This is a genomic window from Streptomyces sp. NPDC005533 (genome assembly GCF_042871845.1).
GTDB lineage: Bacteria > Actinomycetota > Actinomycetes > Streptomycetales > Streptomycetaceae > Streptomyces.
Genome location: NZ_JBIAJH010000018.1, coordinates 100,125 through 123,653, shown reverse-complemented (window position 1 = coordinate 123,653; position 23,529 = coordinate 100,125). Strand labels below are relative to the sequence as shown.

The following is a 23,529-nucleotide window of genomic DNA, read 5'->3' as shown; positions in this document are numbered from 1 at the left end:
GGACCGGTAGACGCGTGGAACAGGGGGCGCGGTGAGCGGCGTAGTCGTCCATCTGCCGCAGGGATGTGGTGGCACCGACGGCGGCGAACCGTACGGGGAGGCGGTGACGTTGCGCCTCGGACCGGGCGGGGTCGCCCGCTTCGGACGGGGTTCGGCGACGACCCCCGTCGAGCTCCGCCTCGCCGACCCGGCGATCTCCCGGCTCGCCGGGGAGATCCGCGTGACCGACGACCACTGGCAGTTGACGAACCACAGCACCACCCACAGCTACCTGGTGGAGAACCCGGAGGGAGCGGGGGAGTACCTGAGGGTCGCGCCGAGACGGGTCGGCGCGCCGGTCCCGTTCGAGTTCTCGCGCGTGGTGCTGCCCACCCGCGGCGACGTCGGCGTGTCCTTCCAGGTGTTCGCGCCCGACCACGTCTACCTGGACCCGGACGCCGTCGGCGCCCCCTGGGGCCGCCTCACGGTCACCGCGTACTCCCTGGACGAGACGGCCGCGTACTTCCTCGTCCTCGTCGCGCTCTGCGAACCGCGCCTGCGCGACCAGTCCCGCGTCGCGGTCCCCACGACGCCCCAGATCGTCGAGCGGCTCAGGGGGCACGTCACCGGCGGCACGCTGACCGCGCGGGCGATCAGCTCCCACATCGACTACCTAGCCGAGGAGAAACTGCGCATCGGGGGACCGGACCTCCGCGAACCCGGGAAGAGCGACCGCCGCAACGGCAAACGGGAGGAGATCGTCGGGCTCGCGCTGCGGTTCGGGCTCGTACGGGAGGAGCACCTCACGCTGCTGCCGCCCCTGACGGGGGCCGGCGGGCGGGAGCGGCAGAGCGCGCGATGACGCCGCCGCACGGCCTGCGCGACAGCACCGCGTGCGAACGCGGGGAGCTGCTCCCGCCCGGCTACCGGGTGCGGGGCTGGACGATCACCGACGTGATCGGCGCCGGAGGCTGGTCCACGGTCTACGCGGCACGGCCGGCCGACGGCCGCTCGGACCGCGGCGGCGGAGACCCCGCGGGCCGGGCCGCGGGACCCGCCGAGGTCGCGCTCAAGATCATGCCGACCGCCGGGTTCGCACCGCGCCAGGCACGCAGGATCGTGGAATCGGCCCGCCGCGAGGTCGAACTCGGACGCAGGGCGGGCCATCCCCGGCTGATCGGCCTGCTGGACTCCTTCGTCCTCGCCGCACCGGACCGACCCTCCCTGGACGGCGCGATCGTGCTGGTCATGGAGCGGGCCGCGGGCAGCCTGCGGGAACTCCTCGACGCGGGGGTGGCCGAGGCCGACCGGGCCCGGCTGATCACCGGCATCTGCGAGGGACTCGCCCATCTCCACCGGTCGGGATGGGTCCACGCCGATCTCAAGCCGGAGAACGTCCTGCTGGGCGCCGACCGCTCCGTGCGGCTCTCGGACTTCGGGCTCGCCACCGAGATGACCGGCACGCACGGCTACGCGCCCCCCATGGGCACCCTGGACTACCTCCCGCCCGAGCGCTGGCGGGCGCCCCTCGGGGAACTCGGCGTGCAGATCCGGCCGAGCGCCGACATCTGGGCCCTGGGCATCGTCATCCACGAGGTCTTCGCCTCCGGTGCCTCCCCCTTCGTCGGGGCCACCCCCACGGCGCGGGGAGCCGCCGTCCAGGAGTACGGCGAGGGGCGCGCGCCGCTGCGCATGGACCACGCCGTGCCGCCGTTCTGGCGGGAGCTGGCCGCCGACTGCCTCGCCCCGACCCACGCGGCGCGCGCCCCGCACACCGCCGAGAGCCTGCTCGCCCGCATCGCCGCCGCACAGGACACGCCAGGGGCAACGGGGGCGGGGCGGCCGCGGGGCCGCCGGGCGCGCGCCGTCGTCCTCGCCACCGCGCTGTGCGCGATCGCCGGCGCGACCTTGTGGTCGGACGCGGTACGGGAGGGCTCGTCCGCCCTGCTCGGCCGGGCGGGGGCGACCGCGGGCACGGTCCGGGTGTTCAACGCGGAACGGGGCTGCCAGGAGCGGGTCGACCGCGACCCGCAGTGCAGCCTGGGGCTGGCGGTCGATCCCCTGCGGCCGTACGCGGCGGACAACGTCGTACCGACCCGGGTGTGGCACGGCGACGTCCTCGCCGCCGAGTGTCAGCTGCCCGACGGGCAGCCCGTCGTCAACGAGGAGGACCTGCAGTCGACCCGCTGGTTCCGGGTCCGCCTGCCGCGCGGGTCCCAACCTCCCACGGCCTGGCTGCCCGTCGTCCGCACGAAGGACCGGCCGCAGCTCCCGGGATGCCCGCACCCCACGGCGGGACGCTGACGCCGGGCCGCCGCCGCGGAGGTCAGCGGTACAGCACGACGAGCGAGGCGAGGAGGAGTACGGCCGCGGCCGCGAGCCCGGGGGCCCGGTAGCGGCCCCACGCGGTCAGTGCGAGGCTGCCCGCCCACGCCCCGCCCGCGAGGGCGGAGGCCCACCAGCCGAAGTCGGCCCGGGCGGCGGCCAGCGGGAACACCGCGAGCAGGACCGTCGGCGTGACGATGGCGGCCCGGTGGCCGATGCCCAGCCGTTTGTAGACGGCCATCAGGACGATCAGGGCGGTGGTCACGGCGAGGGGGACGGCCGCCCAGTCCCACCAGGTCCAGCAGAGGCCGTCCGACGTCGCGCACGCCCGGGCGTTCTGCCGCTCGACCCAGGAGAAGAAGCGCACGGCGCCGTAGGCCAGAACCGCCCCGGTGACGGCCGCTGCCGGCGCTCCCGGTACGACGGGCCGGGGCTCCGTGGTGTGTGTGTTCATGCCGACAGCCTTTCCTCATGGACGGCCGGGGGCCTGAGTACACGTACTCAGGCCCCCGTATCAGTTACGTGTCACTTTCCGTTGAGGGTCTGTTCCAGGGTGTCCGCGTAGATGCGAGCACCCGCGGGCTTGGGGTGGAAGGACTGCATGGACGGGTTGGGGAGGTCGGCGTCCGCCTGCTCCCGGCCGGTCGCCACGATCCCGTGAATGGTCTCGGGGCTACCGCAGATGGCCTTGGTGTCGAAGTTCTTCCGCGGGTCGGAGAAGACCGTCCACGTTCCGGCGTCCTGGGTCGCCCCCTTCATCTCGTCCGCGAGGGTGTCGGCCACCGTGCGGATCCAGTCGGCTTCGCCGTCCTCGTAGGCACCGGGAAGACAGCCGTGGTCCTTCTCCACCAGGCGCGGGTAGCCCATGAGGACGACCTTCGCGTTCGGAGCCTTGCTGTGAATGGCGTTCAGCGTCCTGACGATCTGCGGACGCACCGAGTCGTGCAGCCACTTCGGTGCCCAGGCCCGCAGAGCACCCGTGGAACCGCCCGTCTTGGCTCCGGTGGCGGGATCGATGTTCTCCAGTTCCGCGGCCGGGCACGTGGACAGGGCCGGGACCGGGATGTCGATGCACTTCTTCATGATGTCGACGAAGCGAGCGTCGTTGCCGCCGATGCTCAGGGTCACCAGGCTGGTGTTCTGGTCCAGGTAACCGGCGTTGATCTGTGCCACCTCGCTGGACTGGCCGTCGGAGAGGATGTTGAAGGTGCGCGCTCCGGAACACGCGACGAAGTGGTAGTCCATCTGCGCGTCGAGCCCGTCGGCCATGGCTCCGATCGAGCTCGCGTACCCCGGGAGCTTCGCCTGCCGCGACCATGCCAGCTTGGACCGGTGGCACTTGTCGATGCCGTTCGCGTTCAGCTTGTCGAAGCGGTCGGTCTCCGGGTACAGGTCCGCGCCGCCCGGCGCGGTGGCCCCTTCACCCGAGGAGTAGGAGTCGCCCATCGCGGTGACCGAGTTGGCCGGCTTGCCCCCGAGGGGCTGGAAGGCGACCGCGCCCCAGGCGATGTCCTCGTCGGCCTTGCCGTCCGACGTCGTGTTCGACAGTTCGACCTGCGGGGTCCCGGTGAAGTGGAACACGCCGAGGCTGACCCATCCACCGGCCCGCTGGAGCACGACCCGCTGCTTGCTGGTGCTGTCCGAGCCCTGCACCGTGTAGGTGGCCTGCCGGGTCTGGGCGCCGGTGTCGGGCAGGTGGACCAGGACGCGCGCCCAGTTGAGGCTCTGGCCGAGGGTCCACGTGCCGTTGATGGTCATGTAACCGCCGGGACCCCCGAAATGGGCCGCGTCACGGGTGTGGGTGTACCAGTAGTGGCCGCCGTAGCCGCCGCCCACCTGGTGCAGGTCGGCCTTCGCCTGGTAGCGGCCCTCCGTGCCGGGGTTGAACCCGAACCGGAAGCTGCCCGCCGACGAGATCTTCCCGCAGTCTCCCCACGATTCGGTGCCGTCGGGGACGGAGGCGACGATCTTGGCTCCGGACGGAGCCTGGTCGCAGACCGGCTGAACGGACTTGAGACGGTAGCCGCGCCCCGGCTCCGTGACGAGGGTCTGGTACTTGATGGACTCGTGGCCGCAACTGGTGGCGCAGTCGTCCTTCCACGTCGTGTTGGGCTGGTTCCACCAGTACTGCGCGTAGCACTCCGCGTCCGGGCAGTTGGGCGGGGTGTTCGGGTTGCAGTTGTTCTTGCTGTTGCAGAAGGTGTCGAGCGGCGGCGAGACGGCGGCGCGGCTCAGGATGCTGTTCCACCAGGCCGGCCGGAATCCGGCCGAGGAGAACCCGGACTCGCCGGGCCAGTCCTGACGGCCCGAGGTGGCGTAGGAGAAGCCGGTGTCGACGGACCAGGCGGCCCAGCCCATCACCTTCGCCTCGTACGGCCAGTCCTGTGGATGCGCCGCGTCCTTGTTCGCCTCCGTACCGTCCACGTCGGTGTTCATGAACGGGTGGCCCCAGCTCTTCTTGTAGAGCGGGTTGGCCGGGTTGTTGTACCAGCCGAGGCCCCAGTGGCCGCCGTGCTTCGACGCTTCCGACGGCGGGTTGAAGCCGAGGTTGTAGTTCCACACGGCCGTGAACCAGTTCTCCACCAGGGACGGGTCGTCATTGTTGACGGTGACCCTCTGTCCGTCCGTGTGGACCTCGTTCCACTTGTCGGCGAGGATCTTCATCGAGGCGGCCACGTTGGACGCGTAGTCGACCGCGACGAGCTTCTGGAGGGCCGGGGAGAGGCTGGTCTCCTTGTCCTTCGGGTGGTCGGGCAGCCGCATGCCGTCGGTGACCTGGCCGACGCCGTAGCCGCAGTCCGACTTGTCCCAGTTGATCTGCCAGTACGCGGCCGGGTTGTTCGGGTCGGCCTTGTGGCCGTAGTAGCCGTCCACCGCGGCCAGCGGGCTGCCCATCTGGCCGGGGATCGCACCCGACTCGGCCTGCCACAGGTTCGACTCCTGGGCCATGATGCCGAGGAGCACGTTGGCGGGGATCTTGCCCCCGCCGTTCAGCGCCGGCGGCGGGAACAGGCCCTGCGGGTCGACGCTGAGCAGGCCGGCCTGGTTGCGGTAGCCGCCCTGTCGGATGTAGTTCGCGCGCAGGTTGCCGCGCACGGCCATGTCGACGGCCCATTCGACCTGGTTCGGGGTCGGCTGCAGCGCCTGCACCTTCACGTCGTTGCGGGAGACCGAGCACCAGCGGTCGCCGTCCGTGGGGTCGTTCGCTCCCCCCGCCGCGGCCGCGGCATCGCGCGCCGACTGGCTCTGGGCCCCGCCGGCGGTACCGGGGGACGCGGCGGCCTTGGCCGGCGCGCCGGCGGCTGCGCCGAGGGACGGGGACGACGTGGTCCCCGAACCGTCGGCGGACTCCTGGCGCACGCTCTGCGTGAGCTTCGTCCCCGTGGCGGTCGCGGTACTGGTGACCGTCACCGGCTGGTCGCCGGGGGTCGCGGCGGTGTGCGGAAGGGGTTCCTCGGCCTTGGTGAAGTCCTTGCCGGCGTTCTTGACGCGGTCCAGGCCGGCACGGATGCCGGCGGTCAGGACCGGTTCGACGGCCAGCCGGCCGTGGGAGGACACGTCGGTGTCGGCCGGGGCGTCGACGCGGGTGACCCCGGTGCCGGCCGTGGCGGGGGTGTCGGTGGGATGGCCGGTGAGGAACACCCGGCCCGCCTCGCCCTGCATGAGGTCGAGGTCGCCGAGCTTGCCCGAGGCGATGGCGGCCGGCTTGCCCTGACCGGTGAACACCTTGGCGCTCAGCGTGGAGTCGTCCTTGCGGTCGACGAAGGCGATCTTCCCGTCGGCGGCGGGCCGGATGTCGAACGGGACGCTGTCCGCGTCGGCGAGGTTCTTCACCGTGCCCGAGCCGTCGAGGTGGACCAGGTGGCTGCCGAGTGCGGCGACCGTGCCGTCCTGCACCGGAACCGCGCTGGTTATCTGCCCCTTCGCCGCGGTCGTGGCCGTGGTCTTCCCGGAGGTGTCCACGGTGAGCACGCGCGTGCGGGTGCTCTCGGGGTCGTTCATGTCCCGGAAGGCGGTGAACGCGGCCGTGTGGGTCGTCGTGTTGCAGGACGGGTCGAAGTAGGCGAGTGACGCGGTGAACGGCAGCTTCGTCACCTGCCCCGTGGCCAGGTTGACGATGGCGGTGAACGCGCCGCCCTGCATCAGGTCGGGCTTGTTCGTGAAGCCACGGGGCGCGTAGACGACGGCGGCGTGCTCGTGGTCCATCACGCACTGGTTGCCGATCCACGAATCCGCAGGCACGGCCGGTTCGGACAGGGTGGCCACGGTCTTCCAGGCGTACGCCTGGTTGCTGTCGGCGACGAGGACGCGCAGGCCCGCGGTGTCCGCCGCGGCGGTCACCGCGCGGTCGGGACTGGCCTTCCAGTCGTTGCCGAGCTTCTTGCCCGGATCCTCTACGGGGCCGGGAGCCGCCGGTGGCGCGGTGGAGCCGGGTTTCGGCTTCGGTGCGGCGATCGCGGGTGTGGCCTGGAGCAGTCCGCCCGTCAGGGCGGCGCAGGCCACGACGGCCGCCAGGGACGAGCGTGTTCGTCTTGCGTGTTTCAAGAGAGGGGTCCCCGAATGTTCGTTGAGCGGTTTCGAGCCGTACCGGGGAGCCTCGAAGAAGGGGGCGTCGTCAAGCACGGGACGGGAATCGCCCGCGGGTGAGACGTCACTGATCTGCCCCCTGGACGCATTCAGTGGAAGCGGCAACCCGTATGGGACCGAGAGGAATTGACGCATGACAAAAGCGTCGGACGCGCTCGCCGAGACGGCCGCTCAAGCGGCATGGCGAAGCACGTCACCCCAAAGTCTTCGGACCGAGGTCCGAACTCCCCCTGAACGCGCGGTATTCATCGCTGCCCCCCGTGCCGACGGTCAATCGGCAGAAGCGATTTCGCTTCATGACAGCTAGATCATTAAAGCACCCGCGCTTTTTGACAAACCGGATATTTTCCCCGTTACTGGACGGTCAAGATTTGTTATAGACGGTGCGGGAGGGGCGGTTGCTCAGTGGGCGCCCCAGCCGCCGTCGACCGGGATCGACGCGCCCGTGACGTAACCGGTGAGCGGACCGCAGAGCCACACCGCCACCGCTGCCACCTCCTCCGGCTCGATCAGCCGCTTGATCGCGGCCCGTTCCAGCAGTACGTCCGTGACCACGTCCTCGGGCGCGATGCCGTGGGCGGCGGCCTGCGAGGTGATCTGGTGCTCGACCAGAGGGGTGCGTACGTAGCCGGGGTTGACGCAGTTGCTGGTGACCCCGTGCGGGGCGCCTTCGAGGGCGGCCACCTTGCTCAGTCCCTCCAGGCCGTGCTTGGCCGCGACGTAGGCGGACTTGAAGGGGCTGGCGCGCAGGCCGTGCACGCTGGAGATGTTCACCACGCGCCCCCAGCCGGCCCCGTACATGTACGGCAGGCACTGCCGGATCAGCAGGAACGGCGCGGTCACCATCACCTTCTGGATCAGTTCGAAGCGCGCCGGCGGGAAGTCCTCGAGGGCCGCCACGTGCTGCAGCCCGGCACTGTTGACGAGGATGTCTACCTCGTCCGGGAGCGTGCGCACCGCCTCGGCGTCGGCGAGGTCCACGCCGTGCGGGCGGCCGCCGACCGACTCGGCCACGGCGCCGGCCGCCGCCGAGTCGAGGTCCACCACGTGCACCAGGGCGCCGGCGTCCGCCAGCGCCCGCGCGCAGGCCCGTCCGATACCGCTGCCGCCACCGGTCACCATCGCCGTGCGCCCCGAAAGGTCCACGCCGCCGGCGCCGTGCGCGAAGGATCCGGGAGCTGCGTGAGATTGGCTCGTCATGGCCGGAACGCTAGAGACGCCCCGCCGGACATCCCATGTCCACGCTCACCACAGTGGACCGCGGTGAGGTGTGGGCCGACGCCATACCGGCCCCCGGACCGGCAGGACACTTCTAGCGGTAGCCGGTGGTGTCCGCGGGGCGGCCGGGGTCCTGGACCTCGACCATGTAGCGCCAGCAGTCCGGCCGGCTGCCGTCGAGGTCGGTGAAGCCGTACTCCCGGGCGAGCTGCCCGCTGGACAGGGACCGGCCGTTCCAGCGCGCGACCTCCGGGTCCGCGGCGAGGGCCGCGACGGCCCGGCCCACGTACGACGGGGTCTCGGAGATGGCGAAGTGCGGGACCTTCGCCAGCGCGTCCCGCCAGTTCTCCTCCGTCACCCCGAAGTTGTCGAGCATCATCTCCGAGCGCAGCCAGCCCGGCGTCAGCGCCACCGCCGTCGCCCCGCGCGGTCCCAGCTCGTGCCCCAGCGCGAACGCCATGCGCAGGACCGCCGACTTGGCGATGTCGTAGAAGAACGAGACCCGGTAGTGGGACGCGTTGTACTCGGCGGTGCCGTCCGTCATCTCCACCACCAGGCCGCCCGGTTCCCGCAGCATCAACGGCAGCGCGAAATGGCTGGTGACGGCATGGGTCTCCACCGCGAGGCGCAGCAGTCGCAGTCCCTTGTCCAGGTCGTGCTCCCAGACCGTGCCGTCCCACTCGAAGAGCCGCTCGCCGCCCCAGATGTCGTTCACCAGGACGTCGAGACGCCCCTGCTCGGCGTCGATCCGGCCCACCAGGGCCTCGACCTCGGCCGGCACCAGGTGGTCCGCCACCACGGCGATCCCGCGGCCGCCCGCCGCGGTCACCAGCTCGGCGGTCTCCTCGATGGTCTCGGGCCGGTCGTACTCCGAGCGCCTGCCACGGGTGCTCCGCCCGGACACGTACACCGTCGCGCCCCGGGCGCCCAGTTGGACCGCGACGCCGCGGCCCGCTCCCCGTGTCGCCCCGGCCACGAGGGCCACCCTGCCTTCGAGAGTCCGCTGTGTTCCCGGCATGGACCGACCCTACGACGACCGCCCCGCCCTCAGCCCGCCGGACACGGCGACCGCCGCCAGGGACACCAGCAGCCCGCCCGCCGCGAGGCCCAGGGCCCGGCCCGGCCCCCACAGGGTCCAGGCCGCGCCGAAGAGCAGGGAACCCGCGAACCGGGCCAGCGCCTGCGCGGTCTGCAGCGCCGCGAGCCCCGTGGTGCGCAGCTCGGCCGGCAGCAGCGGCCCGGCGGCGGCCATCAGTACGCCGTCGGTGGCCGCGTAGAACAGACCCAGCAGGGCGAGCACGCCGACGACCAGCGGCGCCCCGGCCGGCACCGGGGCGAGGAGCAGCAGGCAGGCGCCGAGCAGCAGCGCGTGCCCGCCGAGGAAGACCCGGCGGCGGCCCAGCCGGTCGGCGAGCCGGCCCACGGGCAGCGCGGCCAGCAGGAACACGGCGGCCGTGCCCACGGGCAGCAGCGGGAAGTACGCGGCCGACAGGTCGAGCCGGCGCTGGAGGAGCAGGTAGAGGAAGGCGTCGCCGACGGTGAACAGGCCGAGCACGGCGGCGGTCAGGCACAGCCGCCGCAGGCCGGGGAGGCGCAGCAGGGTGCGTACGGGGGGCAGCGGAGCCCGGGGTGAAGCCGCGGCCGGGACGGGGGCGGGCGCGGGGGCCTCCCGTACGAAGAGCGCCAGCATCACCACCCCCAGCACGGCGGTGCAGCAGCTCACGGTGAACACGGCCTCGTACCCGTCCACCGCCACCCACAGCACCCCGAACGCGGCCAGCGGCCCCAGCAGCGCGCCCGCCGTGTCCAGCGCGCGGTGCACCCCGAAGGCACGCCCCTGCTCCTGCGGCGGAACGGACAGCGAGATCAGCGCGTCGCGCGGGGCGGTGCGCAGCCCCTTGCCGGTCCGGTCGGCGGCCAGCACCGCCGCGACCGACCAGGGGGTGGTGACGGCGAGCAGGGCCGCCTTGCAGACGGCGGAGAGCGCGTAGCCGGTGCCCGCGACGAGCTTGCGGCGGTGGGTGCGGTCGGCGATCCGGCCGCCGACGAGGCGCAGCAGCGCGGTGGCGCCCTGGTGGAGCCCGTCCAGGGCGCCGAAAGCGAGCGGCGACATGCCGAGCCCGGCCATCAGGTACAGCGGCAGGACGGCCGTGACCATCTCCGCGGAGACGTCCGTGACCAGGCTGACCAGTCCGAGCGCGAACACCGTGCCGGGGACGGCCCGCAGGGGGCCCTTCGGCGCCGGGGTGTCCCCGGCGATGTCCGCGGCCCGGCTGGTCGACAGGTACACGCATGCCTCCTAGGGAGCGGCCGGGTCGTCTGCCCCGGCCTAGAACCAGTTGACGGTGAGCGGGAACGCGGCCGTGACGGTGGCGCCGGTGGAGTCGGTGGCCGTCGCCGTGATCTGGACCGTGCCGCTGCCCCAGGGCTTGCCGGAGACGCGTCCCGAGCCGGCGTCGACGGACAGGCCCCAGGGGAGGCCGGTGGCCGCGTACCGGTAGGCGGGCTTGCCGCCGGTGGCGGTCAGCTGGATGGTGCAGGACTGGTTGAACTTGCAGGTCTGCGGGCCGGGGTTGGCCAGCTTCAGATCACCCGGCGTGGGGGTCGGGGTCGGGGTGGGTGTGGGAGTGGGGGTCGGCGTCGGGGTCGGGGTCGGGGTGGGAGTGGGCGTCGGGGTGGGCTCCGTCGAGGTGTCGAACACCTCGCTGATCGGTTGCACGTTGGCCGCGTTGCCCGCGTGCGTCGCCGTGCCGAAGAGGTCCTCGAAGGTCCGCAGCAGGTGGTGGTGGTTGAAGGCCGTGGCGTATTTGCCGGTCTTGACCTTCGCGCCGTGGAAGACGGTGGCGATCTGGTTCGAGCCGAGGTAGTTGTCCTCGTCCCAAGTGAGCACCAGCAGGCTGTTGTTGGCCTTCGCCCACTGCGCGTAGGCGTCGATGTTGTTCCGCGTCCAGGTGTCCCCGGTGCTCACCGAGCACGAGTGCATGTCGTTGCACTGGTTGGGGACCACGAAGGAGAGGTGCGGCAGCGCCGCGAAGTTGTTCTGCGGGAACTGCGTCCAGGTCTTCCCGGTGTTCAGCGGCACGTTCTTGAAGGCGAACCACGGGTTGTGCTTCTGCGCGTACTGGCCGTTCGTGCAGGCCGTGGACCCCTCGCTCGGCAGGTCCTCGTTGTACGTCGCGAAGGTCTTGCCCGCGGCGATCAGCTCCTGGCCGAGGTTGGGCGCCGTCATCGACTGCGGGGTGTAGCAGCCGTCGCCCGTGATGCCCTGCGTGGCACCGGAGAAGAGGTTGAAGTAGTTCGGCTGGCTGGGGTGGGTGAGCGCCTTCATGCCGGTCAGGCTCGCGCCGCCGTCGGCCAGCTGGTTGACGTACGGGGCGTTCGCGCTGCCGATGATCTCCCCGTACTGCTTGTTCTCGTACACGACGACGACCACGTGGTCGTAGGTCGGCAGCGCGGCCGCGGCCGCCGCCGCAGGAGCGGCCGCACCGCTCTCCGCGGCCTGGGAGTTGGCCACGGTGAAGGCACCCAGCAGGCCGAGCGCGCCGAGCCCGGCCACGAGCGCCGACCAGCGGGCCCGGCGTCTGAGCTCGGCCCTGGGTGAGGGTGAGGGGGTGGGCATGGGTGTTCCTCCCTGTCGTGGGTCCGGCGACCCGGTGTCATTCCTCGCGCCGCGCCGCACCGGCCACGGCGATGTTCAGGAAGCGCGGTACGGGCATGCCGCGGGCGCGGAAGTCCTCCGCGACCGCGGCCCGTACCGCCGTCAGTCGTGCCCGGGGCAGCAGGACCAGCACGCTCCGCCCCGGGCGCGGCCCGGGCTGCCACGCGCTGAGCGCACCGGCCCGCCGGGCGCAGGCCACGGCCCGGGCCAGCTCCCGCGGCCGGTCCGCGGCCTCGCCGCGCACGGCGACCAGCACCAGCCGGTCTCCCGACGCCGCCGGGTCGAAGGTCACGTACCGCTGCCGCCGGCGGGGCTCCGGACCCACATGCAGGGCCCGGCCGGGCCGGGCGAAGAGCACCGCCCGGCGCAGCCCGTCGTCCCCGTCCGGCAGCGCGCCGGCCAGCATCCCGGCCAGTTCCGCACGGTCCGGGCCCACACCCGCCGCCGTGTGTACGTCGGCCACCGCCAGCGCCACCGCGCACTCGACGGGTTCCGCCGTGGCCAGCCCGGCGGCCCCCGTGAGCGAGCCCTGCACGTGCAGGTCCGACCCGCCGCGGCCGTGGCCGGCGCGGGCCAGCGCCCGCAGCACCGCGTACGGCCGCACCGCCCAGTCGGGGGCGGCGGGCGGCGGCCCGGACAGCGTCAGCGGCAGATCGCAGCTCTCCGCCGGGTGGGCGAGGGAGCTGAGCCGCACCAGGCCGTCGGAGCGCGGGGCCGCGGCGGCGGCCGTCGGCCAGCCGGCCGCCGCGACGAGCCCGGGGGAGCCCAGGTGGAAGGCGTACGGGGCGCTCCACACGGCGCCGGGCGGCCGGCCGTGCGCGGCCTCCAAGGCGTACGCGACGAGCCGGAACAACGGATCCACGGTGGCCCGCCGAGCCAGGTCGCCTCCCGCGGGGCCGACGGGCTCCCCGCTGGCGGGGCCGACGGAATTGACTGCGGCCCGGTCCGTGCCGGGCCCGGTGTCCGGCTCGCCCGCCCCGGTGCGCGGCCCCGGCGCCTCCGCGCGCTTCACGACACGTCCTTGCGGGCCAGCATCCGGAAGGCGTTGCCGCCGTCCGTGCGGTGGGCCGCCGCCGTGCGCAGGGCGTCGAGTACCGCCGCGCCCGCGAAGGCCGGCAGGGCGGCCAGCCGAACGGCGTGGGCGCGGGCCCGCGCGCCGGCCGTGGCCGGGGGACCCCACGGCCGGTCCGGGTCCGGGGCCAGCCCCGTCGCCGCGAGCGCCACCGCGCCGAAGAAGTCGTTCCCCTGGTGGGCCGGTCCGTGCTCCTCGGCGAGGACGGTGAACCCCCGGTCGGCCAGCGCCTCGCGCAGGTTCGCGGCGGGCATCAGGTGCTGGTGCTGGGGCTGGAACCAGGGCAGCCACAGCGGGCCGAGCAGCCGCGCCATCCGTGACTCCGGGTCGGGCAGCTCGATGGTCAGGAATCCGCCGGGGGCCAGCACGGCGGCCGCCGCGTCCAGTTCCGCGAGCGGATCCCGGGTGTGCTCCAGGTAGTGGTACATGCTGACCACCTCGTACTGGCCCGCCAGCTTCGCCGCGAACTCCGGGAACTGCCCCTGGTATCCGGTCTCCATCCAGCCGCGGCGCTCCGCCCCGCGGACCCCGTCGCCCATGTCCAGTCCGTCGAACCGGGTCCGCGGCCAGACGGCCCGCGCCGCGTTGCAGAAGTGCCCGTGCCCGGTGCCGACATCGAGCCAGGACTCCGGATCGGCGTGCGGGAGGAGCATCTCGGCGCGCCCCCGGTAGGCGGCGCCCAGCCTTCCGAAGACCGTGCCCGCGCCCTCGCCGCCGCGCCCGTCGTAGAAGTCGCGGTAGTAGAAGTCCAGCCCTTCCAGGGTCAGTCGGGGGTTCTGGAAGACGTGCCCGCAGGCCCCGCACTGCTCCAGCGTGAACAGGCCGGGCTTGCCCTGGAGCAGGTCGGGCACCCTGACCCGGACGGTGAGGCGGCCGGAGCCGCACCACGGGCAGTCCGGGCGGCGCGGTTCGAGGAACCGCGCCGCACCCGAGGCCAGTTCGGCCCGGTAGGCGGCGGCGCGGGCGGTGTCCCGCGCGCGGTCCTCGCCCGATCCGCCCCCGCCGGCGGCCGCTGCCGTACGCAGGGCCGCGCCGAGGGAGCGCAACGGCCGGGCCGCGGTGGCCCGGGCCAGACCGGCGGGCCGCAGCGGGGAGCCGGGACCGCCCAGGGCGAGGTACGGCTGGAGCCAGTACAGCCCGGCCGCGGCCGCCCCCCACCGGCCCTGGCGCAGCGCGGCCCCCGCCAGCAGGGCCAGCCCGCCGAGCTGCGCGGCGGCCAGCGCCCCCGGCGGCAGCCCCTGGGCCCGCAGCTCGGCGACCCGCGCGGGCCCCCCGGGCTCAGCGGGTCCGCCGCAGCTCAGGCCGGGGGCGATGGCCAGGCCCGTCGCGTCGGCGGCGTACTCCTTCAACCGGCGCGTCAGAGCCAGGAGTTCCGCCGGATCCGGGCGCGGCCCGACCGGATCCACCTCGGCCCGCGCCAGCACGTCCTCGGCGACGAGCACGGCGAAGCCGGCCCCTCGCCCCTCGCCGAGCCGGTCCCACCGGTACCGGGCGGGGTCGACCAGCCGCAGCAGCCCCAGGGCCCGCTCGGCGGGCAGGTCCGCGGGCAGCAGGTCCAGCACCCGCAGACCCTCCGCTTCGGCGTGGGCGCAGGCGGCGAGGAAGGTGGCCGCGTCGGGCTCGACACCGCGGGCGGTGAGCAGCCGCCACCCGGCGGGCCGCGGTATGCCGGCCGCCGCGGGCGGGGTCACGGGCAGCACCGGGATGGCCCGCAATCGGCGCCCGGCGCGCACGGTGCCGGCGGCAAGCGCGGTCAGCAACAGCGCGGAGGTCCACCGGACCCGGGGGATCGGGGGTGGCGTCATGGCAGCTTCTCCAACCGGTCGGCCGCGGCGGCGGCCCCGCCCGCCGCGGCGAATGAGGCCTGGATCCGCCGGGCGGCCCGGCGGGGGCCGGGGTCGTCCAGCACGGCCGTGAGGGCGTCGCGCAGTTCCTCGGCCCGGGTCCTGCCGAACCGCACCCGGATTCCGGCTCCGGCACCGACCACCTGCTCGGCCACGATCGGCTGGTCGTCCCGGATCGGGGCGACGACGAGCGGCAGCCCGTGCGCCAGGGCCTCGCAGACGGTGTTGTGACCGGCGTGGCAGACGACCGCGTCCAGGTGCGGCAGCAGCTCCAGCTGCGGGACGCTCTCCTGGAGCAGCACGTGGCCGGGCACCGGCCCGATCAGCGCCGCAGGCGCCGCCAGCACGAACTGGACCTCCTCGGCGAGCCGTTCGGCGGCTCCCAGCACCGCGCCGTAGAAGCGGGCGCCGGCCTCCTGGTTGAGGGTGCCCAGCGACACCAGCACCCGCCGCCGCGCCGGGTCCAGCCGCTGCCAGGGGAATCCGGGGGAGGCCGGCCGGGCCCCGAAGGCCGGCCCGACGTAGGCGTGGTGCGCCGGGAAGTCCCCGGCCGTTCCCACGAGTTCGGGCGTGGAGAAGACCAGGACCAGCCGCTCCGAGAACCGCGGGTCCCAGCCGGCCGACTCCGTCGCCGCGTCACCGAACTCCGCGAGCAGGCCGGAGATCTGCCCGGCCACCCACTCACCGATCTTCGGGAAGTCCGCGAAGGGTCTGGTGAGTTCGGCCGAGGTGCTCGCGGAGGTCACCCACGGGACGCCGAGCCGCCGGGCGACCAGGGGGCCGGCCAGCGCCTGCTGGTCGGCGACCAGCACGTCCGGCCCGAAGGCGCGGACGGCCCGTTCCACCCCCGGCACCATCGCCCGGGCCAGCGGCACCAGCGCCTCCTCCCACAGGAACCGCAGCGCCCCCACCCCGCGCAGGTCGCGCCAGCGCTCGTGCAGCGCCGCGTACCCGCCGCCCGCCTCCTCGCCGGCCGGCAGGATCCGGGCCTGCGCCGGCAGCAGCCGGGTCAGCGCCGAGGCCGGCCCCGCCCAGGCGATCTCGTGCCCGCGGGCGGCCAGTTCGGCCCCGACGGCCACGGTCGGATTGACGTGCCCGGCCAGCGGGGGCACGGTGAACAGCACCTTCACCGGACCAGCGCTCCCGCCCGCGGCGGCGCCGCAGCCTCCGCTGCCGTGGCCTGCGCGGCCTGCGCTGCCGTCGCGTCGAGATGGGTCAGGACGGACTCCCGCAGGACCCCGCTGCTCTCCTTGAGCACGTCGTGTCCCAGGCCCGGCAGGATCCGCAGCGAGCCCCGCGGGGCGTGGCGGGCCAGCTCCCGCGCGCCCGGCACCAGTTCGGAGTGCTCGCCGCAGACGGTCAGGACCGGGCAGCGCAGCCGGGCGTAGTCGGCCGGGGTGAAGGTGCGGCTCGCGGCGATGTCGTCGATGAGCGAGGTGCGGTTGAGGAGGGCGTCGGCGATGGCCGTCAGGTTGGCGGCCTTGCGCAGGCGCAGGGTGAGCAGTTCGGCGGGGACCGGGCTGTCCTCCAGGCCGAGCGCGGCCGCCGACAGGGTGTCGACCATGTTCTCCACCCACGCCCCGCCGAGCGGCGGTTCGAGGAGGGTGAGCCCGGCGACGAGGTCGGGCCGGGCCAGGGCGGCGTGCAGGGCCAGGGTCCCGCCGTAGCTGTTGCCGACCAGATGGACCGGGCGCTGCCCGAGGCCCAGCGCGCCGAGCAGCGCGAAGAGGTCCCGTACGGCGGTGCGGCTGTCGTAGCCGGCGGCCGGGCGCTCGGTCCGGCCGTGGCCGCGCAGGTCGTAGAGGACGGCCTCGTGCCCGGACCGGGCCACCGGTACGGCCAGCGGGCAGTAGAAGGAGGAGAGGTTGTCGACGACCAGCCCGTGCAGGAACACCACGACGGGGCGGTCCGGGGCGTCGGCTCCGTCGGCGGCCGGGAGCCGCTGGACGTGGAAGCGCAGGGAGTTGGCGAGGACGACGGCCATGGCGGGCTCAGCCGGCCGACGCGGGCGAGGTCCCCGCCGAGGCCCGGGCCAGGGAGGCGTGCGTGATCCGGCCGATGTGGGTGACGAGCTCACCCACGGACATGGCCAGGATCGCGTCCATGTCCTTCTCCGCCAGGAAGCCCATCAGGTCCACCTCGGCGCCGTAGCGGTGGTGGAGCAGCTCGGCGAGGGCCACGAACTCGATGCTCTCCAGGGCCAGGTCCTCGTTGAACGTCGTCTTCATCGTGACCTCCTCCGCGAGGAGGTGTTCGTCGCCGACGATCTCCACGAGCATGCCCGTGATCTCGGCGAGGATGTCAGTTGCCATGACGGTTCTCCGTGAGGTGGAAGGGGACGGGGGAGGGGGCGGTCGGGTGGGCGGTCCAGGCGACGACGTGGTCGGGCGGCGGCCCGGCGGACGGGTCGGCCGACGGGATGCCGGTGAACGCGGGGCCGAGCAGGGTCGTACGGACCGGGTACGCGCGCCCGTCCGGGGACGTCACGAGCAGGCCGCCGGAATCCGGGTCGCCGGCCACCCGCCAGTCCCGCGGCCGGCCGCCCAGCCCGCTGCCCTCGGCCTTGGCGGCGGCCTCCTTGGCGCACCACAGGGCGGTCAGCGCGGCCGGCAGCCCCGCGCCTCCGCGGGCGGCCAGCCCTTCGGCGAGGCGGAGTTCCTCCGGCCGGAGGGCGATCCGGAGCAGCGCGTCCGGGTCGGCGGTCACCGGCTCCACGTCGATGCCGACCTCCCGCGCCGGGTCGGCGAGGGCGACCGCGATCCGGTCCTTGTGGGCGATCGACAGCCGGTGTCCCCGGGCCAGCGGGCCCTCGGCGAGGGGCCGGCCGGCCGCGTCGTTCCCGATGGGCACCTCCGCCGGGAACACCGGCCCGGCTCCGCCGTCCCACAGGAGCCCGCGCAGCGCGTCCTTGGCGGCGATCCGGCCCAGCAGCCAGGGCGCGCGGGCCCGCGGCGAGAGCCGCTCGTAGGCGGCCCGCTCGGCGGCGCCCAGGTAGCGGCGCATCACCAGCTCCTGCGAGGCGGGGTCCGTCCAGCGGCGCCGGGCCAGGCACCAGCCCTCGGGTCGGGGTTCGCCGATCCCGCAGACCTCCGGGGTGAACTTCATCGGCCAGACCCGCTCGTCGGCGCCGAACCGGCGGTACGTCCACCCGTCGATCCGGGCCCACACCCCGCCGGAGGCCCGGCGCAGTTCGAGGTCACCGCGCACGGTGACGTCGCGCACCTCGCGGATCCGGGCGGTGGCGGTGACCAGCTCCCGCGGCTGCGGCGGCGGCCCGAAGAACCGGACGCGGTCCACGGTGGCCGGGAAGACCAGCCGGTCCACGGGGAGCCGCAGCTGCATCCAATGCCCGAAGAGCTGCCCGGCGGCGTCGAGGAGCGCCCCCTGGTCGGGCAGGGCGCGCAGCACGCCGTGGATGCCGTCCGAGCCGACCGTCCGCACCTCGTGCACCCCGGCGAAGCGCGGCCCGTGGAACATCCACCGGTCCCGGTAGAGGGCCGCGGCGCTGACGGGCGCGGGCCCGGGGTCGCGCAGCGGAGTGTCGTCGGGTGCGGGCGGCTCCCCGTACCGCTCGCCGAGCAGCACGACCACCGAGGCGTACGCGCCGAGGGCGACGTGCGAGCGGCCGGGCCCGTCGCCGCGCACGCGGACCTCGACGTCGACGGCCGGCTCGACGGCGAGCCACCGCAGGGCCCGTACGTCCTCGTAGCCGACGACGGCGAGACCCGGCGGGGCGTGCCGCAGCGCGGCGTCGGCGGCCAGCTCCAGCATGGTGGTCATGGGCACGACGGGGAACCGGTCGGAGTCCTCCGGCCACCCGTCGGGCTGCAGGTACACGCAGTGGTCGCGTACGGAGGGCAGCGCGGCGAGCGAGAGCCGCAGGAGCTCCTTGCCCGTGGCCCCTCCCGGACCCGGAGCGCCGTGGCCGGGCGCCTCGGCACGGGACGACCAGGCGTCGGTGACGGCCCTGGCGGCCGAGCCGGCATCGGCCAGCACCGCGTCCAGGGCGGACAGCAGCACCGGCCGGACCGCTCCCGCCGCCGGGCCGGCGGGCGGCGCCGGGGCGGCGCCCGGGGTGACGGCCGGGGCGACGGTCGGGGTGAGGAGGCCGGTCAGCGAGGTACGGGCCGCCTCGCCCAGGCGGACCAGCGCGGACCCGAGGTCCAGCGGCACGCGGAGCCCCGGTCCGGCGGCTGCCGGCCGCGGCGCGGCCCGGCCGGGGCGCGGCGTCGAACCGGCCGCCGGGGCCGCGTCGGCCAGGAGCCCCCAGCGGGGGGCGTGGCCCTCGGCCCAGAGCGCCGCGCAGGTGCGGCTCAGCGCCGCCAGGCCGGCCAGGCGGGGGGAGGAGGTGGAGACCGAGAGATGGGGACGCTCGCGCAGGGTGTCCTCGACGAAGCCGGGCAGGCTGCCCGGCCCCAGCGTGACGAAGGTGCGCACGCCCTCGTCCTCGTACAGCCGCAGCGTCAACTCGCGGAATCGGACCGGCTCCAGCAGGTGCCGGACCACCAGCTCCCGCACCTCCCGCGGCGCGGACGGGAACGGCGCGCACGTCGTCGCCGACCACACGGGGAGGGAGCCGGCCCGCAGCGGCAGCCGGCCGAAGGCGGCGCGGACCTGGCCGAGGTACGGCTCCCACATGGGGGTGTGGAAGCCCGAACGGAACGGCAGCTCCTGGCCGAGCACCCCGTCGGAGCGCAACCGCTCCACCACCGCGGCCACCTGGTCCGGATCGCCGCAGACCACCGACTGGTGCGGGCAGTTGTCGTGGCTGACCACCACCGCGTCCAGGCCGTGCAGCGCGGCCTCGGCCCGCCGGGCACCGCAGCCCAGCGCCGCGTACACGAGGTCCGGCACCCGTAGGTCGTCCGGGCGCAGCGAGTCGAGAAAGGCGTCGGCGGCCTCCTGCGGATACATTCCGGCGGCCACCATCGCCGCCCACTCGCCCAGGCTGTGGCCCGCCAGCACATCGGCCTCGATGCCGAGCCCGGGCAGCACCTCGGCGAAGAAGCGGCCCGTCGCGATCGCGTCCAGGGCCCGTTCCACGAGGGTCGCGCCCCGGGTGAGCCGGGGCGGCTCCAGCGCGAGCCGGTCCGCCACGTCGTCGACCACGGGCGCGAACTCCGGCTCCAGGCCCGGGAACAGGAACGCCACCCGGCCGCCCAGCGGCTCCGGTGTGAACCACACGTCGCCGCGCCCCCGCCACGGCCGGCCCCGCGCGACCACCTTCGCGGCGAGCGCGAGCCGCTGCGGCGTCGGCCCGACCACCGCGACCCGGCAGGGGCCGTCGCCGCCCGAGGCCGGGGAAGCGGAGGCCGCCGAAGCGGACGCCAGCCGGGCCGACAGCTCCGCCGGTGTGTCCGCGCCGATCAGCAGTACGTCGGCGCGCGCGGCCGGCCCCACCGGCGCGGCCGCGGCCCCCAGCGGCAGGAACCGCCGCACCGGAAGCGGCGGGCGCGCGGCCGCCGGAGCCTCCTCCAGGACCACGTGCGCGTTGATCCCGCCGAACCCGAACGCGTTGACCCCGGCCCGGCGCGGCTGCGGCCCGCGCTCCCACGGCTCCGCCTCCCGCACCGGCCGCATCCGGGTCCGGGCCAGGTCCGCGTGCGGCTCTTCCAGGTGCAGCGTCGGCGGCAGCACCCCTTCGTGCACGGCCAGCGCGGCCTTGATCAGCCCGGCCATGCCCGAGGCCTGCATGGTGTGCCCGAGCATCGACTTCACCGAACCGAAGCCGATGCCGCGCCCGCCGCCCGGCCGCGGCGGCCCGAACACCTGTGCCAGGGTGTCCAGTTCGGCCGCGTCGCCGACCGGGGTGCCCGTCCCGTGCGCCTCCAGCAGGCCCAGCGCTCCCGGCGCCCGCGGATCCAGCCCCGCCTCGCGCCAGGCCCGCTCCAGGGCCTGCACCTGGCCCGCGACCAGGGGGCTCATCAGGCTCGCCGCCCGGCCGTCGCCGGCCACGCCCGTCCCGCGGATCACCGCGTACACGCGGTCGCCGTCCCGCTGCGCGTCCGCCAGCCGCTTCAGCAGCACCACCCCGGTCCCCTCGGACAGCAGGGTCCCGTCGGCCCGGCGGTCGAAGGGCCGGATCCGCTCGCTCGGGCTGAGCGCCCGCAGCTGCGTGAACACGCTCCACAGCGTCGCGATGTGGCAGTGGTGCACCGCCCCCGCGACCACCGCGTCGCAGCGGTCCGTCGCCAGCAGCCCCACCGCCTGGTCCACCGCCAGCAGGGAGGAGGCGCAGGCCGCGTCGAGCGTGTAGGCGGGGCCGCGGAAGTCCAGCCGGTTCGCGGTCCGGGCGGCCGTGAAGCTCGGCACCAGCCCGATCGAGGCGTCCGGCCGCTCCGGCCCCAGCGCGTCCTGGAAGGCCGAGCGCACCGCCGCGATCCGCCGCTCGTCCAGCTCCGGCGCCAGCTCCCGCAGGGTCTGCGCCAACTGGTGTGCGGTGCGCACCCGCTGGTCGAGGCGTGCGGTGGCCACGCCCATGAAGCCGCCGCGCCCCAGCACCACCCCGATCCGCGAACGGTCGGCCGGCAGCCGGTCCTCGCCGCCCGCGTCGGCGATCGCCTCCGCCGTGGCGTGCAGGGCCAGCATCTGATCCGGCTCGGCGCCCTCCACGGCGGCCGGCATGATCCCGAAACGGGTCGGGTCGAAGGCGGCGAGGCCGTCGACGAAGCCGCCCCTGCGGCAGTAGAAGCGGTCACCGGCGGGAGGTCCGCCGGCGGGTCCCCCGGCAGCGGGGTCGTAGTACACCTCGGGGTCCCAGCGGCCCGGCGGCACCTCGCCGATGGAGTCCGTACCGGCGAGGAGGTTGCGGCGGTACGCGGCCAGGTCGGGGGCGCCCGGGAAGACCGCGCCCATGCCGACGATGGCGGCGTCGGTGGGGCGGGGGGCGGTGTCGCGGCGGCTACTCATCGCCTCCGTCCTCCCGTGCCGTCGCCGTCTCAGCCGTCCCCGCCGTTCCGGTCGGTTCCGCTGCCATGAGGACCACCTGTACGTCGGTCCCGTGCGACAGTTCGGCCAGGAACGCGGCGGTGCCGGCCGCCGGATCGATCAGCGGGATGCCCCGCCGGGCGTACGCACGCTCCAGTTCGGGGGTGACCATCCCGCCCGCCTCCGCGGCCCAGGGGCCCCAGTCGACCGACAGCACCCGGCCCGGGAAGGACTCCGCCCAGGTGTGCGCGAGGCCGTCGAGGGCGTCGTTGGCGGCGGCGTAGTCGGTCTGGCCGCGGTTGCCGTAGACCCCGGCCACGCTCCCGAACAGGGCCAGGAAGCGGGGGGCGGGCACCGGGCCGTGCTCGGCAGCCGCGGCGGCCAGGTGCCGGGCTCCGGACACCTTCGTGGTGAACACGTCCGTGAAGTCGGCCGGTTGCTTGTCGGCCAGCAGCCCGTCGCGCAGGACGCCGGCGCCGTGCACGATGCCGTCGAGCCGGCCGTGGCGCTCCCGTACGTCGGCCACGACGGCCCGGACGGCCCGCTCGTCGGTGACGTCCGCGCAGTGGTAGCGGACGGAGGCGGCCGCCGCGGTGAGCGCGGACAGGGTGGCGCGCACCTCGCGCCCGGCGAGGATCCGCGAGGCCGCGGCCTCGATCTCGGCCGGGGTACGGAGCCCCGCGGCGATCAGGGCGGCGCGGAGGGCGACGCGGTCCTGGGCCTGGGCGAACTCGTCCGGGGCGGGGTCGGGTTCGGGGGTGCGGCCCACGAGTTCGATGTGGCATCCCGTGGTCCGGGCCAGGGCCAGGGCGGTGCGGGCGGTGATGCCGCGGGCTCCACCGGTGAGCAGGACCACGGAGTCGGCGCCGAGGGGCCGCGCGGTGCCCTCGGTCGCCGGGAGCGGGGCCGGGACCGGTGTGCGGGTGGTGCGGGCGCCCTCGGGGGTGTAGCCGACGGACGAGTGGGATGTGTCGCAGCACAGTTCCGCCAGGAGCTGCGCGGCGATCTGCTCGGGAGCCTCCTTGGGGTGGACGTCCACCGCGCGGACGAGTGCGCCGGGGAATTCGAGGGCGGCGCTGCGGGCGAATCCGTGCAGGCCGGCAGCGGGGGTGCCGGGTGCGGTGACGAGCAGCAGCCGGGGCGTCCCGCCCGTCAGGGTGCGGCGCAGGGCGGGGAAGAGCTGGGGCAGGACGGGCTCCGAGCCGGCCCGCAGGGCGGTCAGGTCGACGATGCCGTCGAATCCGGGCTCGGGTTCGGTGAGGGGCTGCGGCGCGGCCCCGTACGCCCGCAGCGCCGTGGACAGCGCTCCCGCGAGGCCCTGGCCGTCGTCGACCACACCGATCCGCAGGCCGTGGAGGGCCTCCGGGTCGGGGGCGGGGGTGGGTACGGGGGCGGGTGCCGTCTCCACACGGAGGCGGGTGAGTGACGGTGGGGGTGTGGGTGTGGGTGTGGGTGTCGGGGGTTCGGGGGTCGGGTGCGGGTGCGCGTGTGGGGCCGGCTGAGGGGTGGTGTGCGCGGTGATCCAGTCGACTATGGCGCGCAGGGTCTTGATCCGGGACAGCTCCTCGACCGCGGACTCGGCCGAGCCGCCCGGGTCCTGGGGGAGGCCGATCCGGTCGGCCAGGGCGCCGATGATCTCCACGCGCTTGATGGAGTCGATGGAGAGGTCCGCCTCCAGGTCCAGGCCGGGGTCGAGCATGTCCAGGGGATAGCCGGTCCGGGTGTGGACGATCTCCAGGACGACCTGCATGACCGCCTCGGGGGACCGGTCGGGGGCGGCTTCGGCGGGGGCGGTGGGAGTGGTGGGGGCGGGCGCGCGCCCGGGGGGGGCCGCCGGCGCCGCCCCGGGGGGGGGGGGGGCCCCCGCCGCGGGCGGGGCGTTGCACCCCCGCGGGGCTCCCCCCCCCACCCACCCCCCC

General features: G+C 74.8%; 15 protein-coding genes. 2 read left to right on the top strand and 13 right to left on the bottom strand.

Annotation, left to right across the window (positions count from 1 at the left end; all coding sequences use genetic code 11):
• Positions 1-31 precede the first annotated feature (31 nt).
• Positions 32-841, top strand: a complete 810-nt coding sequence (locus tag ACFYP3_RS19955) for a serine/threonine protein kinase (RefSeq protein WP_388834047.1) — start codon at positions 32-34, stop codon at positions 839-841.
• A complete protein-coding gene (locus ACFYP3_RS19950; protein WP_388834044.1) occupies positions 838-2,283 on the top strand; it encodes a serine/threonine-protein kinase in 1,446 nt (481 codons plus the stop codon). Before ACFYP3_RS19955 ends, ACFYP3_RS19950 begins: the two co-directional genes overlap by 4 nt.
• 22 nt (positions 2,284-2,305) lie before the next feature.
• Here the strand turns inward: ACFYP3_RS19950 and ACFYP3_RS19945 are convergent, their stop codons facing one another.
• From ACFYP3_RS19945 to ACFYP3_RS19885, 13 genes are all read right to left on the bottom strand, one after another.
• Positions 2,306-2,758, bottom strand: coding sequence for a hypothetical protein (locus tag ACFYP3_RS19945; protein ID WP_388834041.1), 453 nt, complete (start codon positions 2,756-2,758; stop codon positions 2,306-2,308).
• A 71-nt stretch (positions 2,759-2,829) separates the two neighbouring features.
• Positions 2,830-6,849, bottom strand: a complete 4,020-nt coding sequence (locus ACFYP3_RS19940) for an SGNH/GDSL hydrolase family protein (protein ID WP_388834038.1) — start codon at positions 6,847-6,849, stop codon at positions 2,830-2,832.
• 444 nt (positions 6,850-7,293) lie between these two features.
• Positions 7,294-8,091 (bottom strand): 3-hydroxybutyrate dehydrogenase, encoded by a 798-nt coding sequence (locus ACFYP3_RS19935; RefSeq protein WP_388834035.1) that lies wholly within the window; start codon positions 8,089-8,091, stop codon positions 7,294-7,296.
• A 112-nt stretch (positions 8,092-8,203) separates the two neighbouring features.
• The gene (locus ACFYP3_RS19930) at positions 8,204-9,127 is read right to left on the bottom strand and encodes an SDR family oxidoreductase (RefSeq protein WP_388834032.1); all 924 of its coding nucleotides are present in this window, start codon (positions 9,125-9,127) and stop codon (positions 8,204-8,206) included.
• A gap of 9 nt (positions 9,128-9,136) precedes the next feature.
• A complete protein-coding gene (locus ACFYP3_RS19925) occupies positions 9,137-10,399 on the bottom strand; it encodes an MFS transporter (protein ID WP_388834029.1) in 1,263 nt (420 codons plus the stop codon).
• A 39-nt stretch (positions 10,400-10,438) separates the two neighbouring features.
• On the bottom strand, positions 10,439-11,728 hold the full coding sequence (locus tag ACFYP3_RS19920; RefSeq protein ID WP_388834026.1) for an alkaline phosphatase family protein: 1,290 nt from the start codon (positions 11,726-11,728) through the stop codon (positions 10,439-10,441).
• Positions 11,729-11,765: 37 nt separating this feature from the next.
• A complete protein-coding gene (locus ACFYP3_RS19915) occupies positions 11,766-12,779 on the bottom strand; it encodes a galactokinase (RefSeq protein WP_388834024.1) in 1,014 nt (337 codons plus the stop codon).
• Positions 12,776-14,644 carry a methyltransferase domain-containing protein gene (locus tag ACFYP3_RS19910; protein ID WP_388834022.1) on the bottom strand — a complete coding sequence of 623 codons (1,869 nt, stop codon included), beginning with the start codon at positions 14,642-14,644 and terminating at the stop codon, positions 12,776-12,778. The genes ACFYP3_RS19915 and ACFYP3_RS19910 overlap by 4 nt, the downstream gene beginning before the upstream one ends.
• Positions 14,641-15,807 (bottom strand): glycosyltransferase, encoded by a 1,167-nt coding sequence (locus tag ACFYP3_RS19905; protein ID WP_388834129.1) that lies wholly within the window; start codon positions 15,805-15,807, stop codon positions 14,641-14,643. The genes ACFYP3_RS19910 and ACFYP3_RS19905 overlap by 4 nt, the downstream gene beginning before the upstream one ends.
• Before the next feature lie 2 nt (positions 15,808-15,809).
• Positions 15,810-16,667 carry an alpha/beta fold hydrolase gene (locus ACFYP3_RS19900; protein ID WP_388834020.1) on the bottom strand — a complete coding sequence of 286 codons (858 nt, stop codon included), beginning with the start codon at positions 16,665-16,667 and terminating at the stop codon, positions 15,810-15,812.
• A 7-nt stretch (positions 16,668-16,674) separates the two neighbouring features.
• Positions 16,675-16,995 carry an acyl carrier protein gene (locus ACFYP3_RS19895; protein ID WP_388834017.1) on the bottom strand — a complete coding sequence of 107 codons (321 nt, stop codon included), beginning with the start codon at positions 16,993-16,995 and terminating at the stop codon, positions 16,675-16,677.
• A complete protein-coding gene (locus ACFYP3_RS19890) occupies positions 16,985-21,592 on the bottom strand; it encodes a beta-ketoacyl synthase N-terminal-like domain-containing protein (protein WP_388834016.1) in 4,608 nt (1,535 codons plus the stop codon). The genes ACFYP3_RS19895 and ACFYP3_RS19890 overlap by 11 nt, the downstream gene beginning before the upstream one ends.
• Entirely contained in the window at positions 21,585-23,360 is a 1,776-nt protein-coding gene (locus ACFYP3_RS19885) for an SDR family NAD(P)-dependent oxidoreductase (protein WP_388834014.1), read from the bottom strand. Before ACFYP3_RS19885 ends, ACFYP3_RS19890 begins: the two co-directional genes overlap by 8 nt.
• Between the last annotated feature and the right edge of the window lie 169 nt (positions 23,361-23,529).

Excerpts from the sequence above, each read along its gene's own strand:
- ACFYP3_RS19930 (WP_388834032.1), bottom strand. The coding sequence starts at position 9,127 with ATGCCGGGAACACAGCGGACTCTCGAAGGCAGGGTGGCCCTCGTGGCC.
- ACFYP3_RS19920 (WP_388834026.1), bottom strand. The coding sequence starts at position 11,728 with ATGCCCACCCCCTCACCCTCACCCAGGGCCGAGCTCAGACGCCGGGCC.
- ACFYP3_RS19900 (WP_388834020.1), bottom strand. The coding sequence starts at position 16,667 with ATGGCCGTCGTCCTCGCCAACTCCCTGCGCTTCCACGTCCAGCGGCTC.
- ACFYP3_RS19885 (WP_388834014.1), bottom strand. The coding sequence starts at position 23,360 with ATGCAGGTCGTCCTGGAGATCGTCCACACCCGGACCGGCTATCCCCTG.
- ACFYP3_RS19950 (WP_388834044.1), top strand. The coding sequence starts at position 838 with ATGACGCCGCCGCACGGCCTGCGCGACAGCACCGCGTGCGAACGCGGG.
- ACFYP3_RS19945 (WP_388834041.1), bottom strand. The coding sequence starts at position 2,758 with ATGAACACACACACCACGGAGCCCCGGCCCGTCGTACCGGGAGCGCCG.
- ACFYP3_RS19890 (WP_388834016.1), bottom strand. The coding sequence starts at position 21,592 with ATGAGTAGCCGCCGCGACACCGCCCCCCGCCCCACCGACGCCGCCATC.
- ACFYP3_RS19895 (WP_388834017.1), bottom strand. The coding sequence starts at position 16,995 with ATGGCAACTGACATCCTCGCCGAGATCACGGGCATGCTCGTGGAGATC.
- ACFYP3_RS19935 (WP_388834035.1), bottom strand. The coding sequence starts at position 8,091 with ATGACGAGCCAATCTCACGCAGCTCCCGGATCCTTCGCGCACGGCGCC.
- ACFYP3_RS19910 (WP_388834022.1), bottom strand. The coding sequence starts at position 14,644 with ATGACGCCACCCCCGATCCCCCGGGTCCGGTGGACCTCCGCGCTGTTG.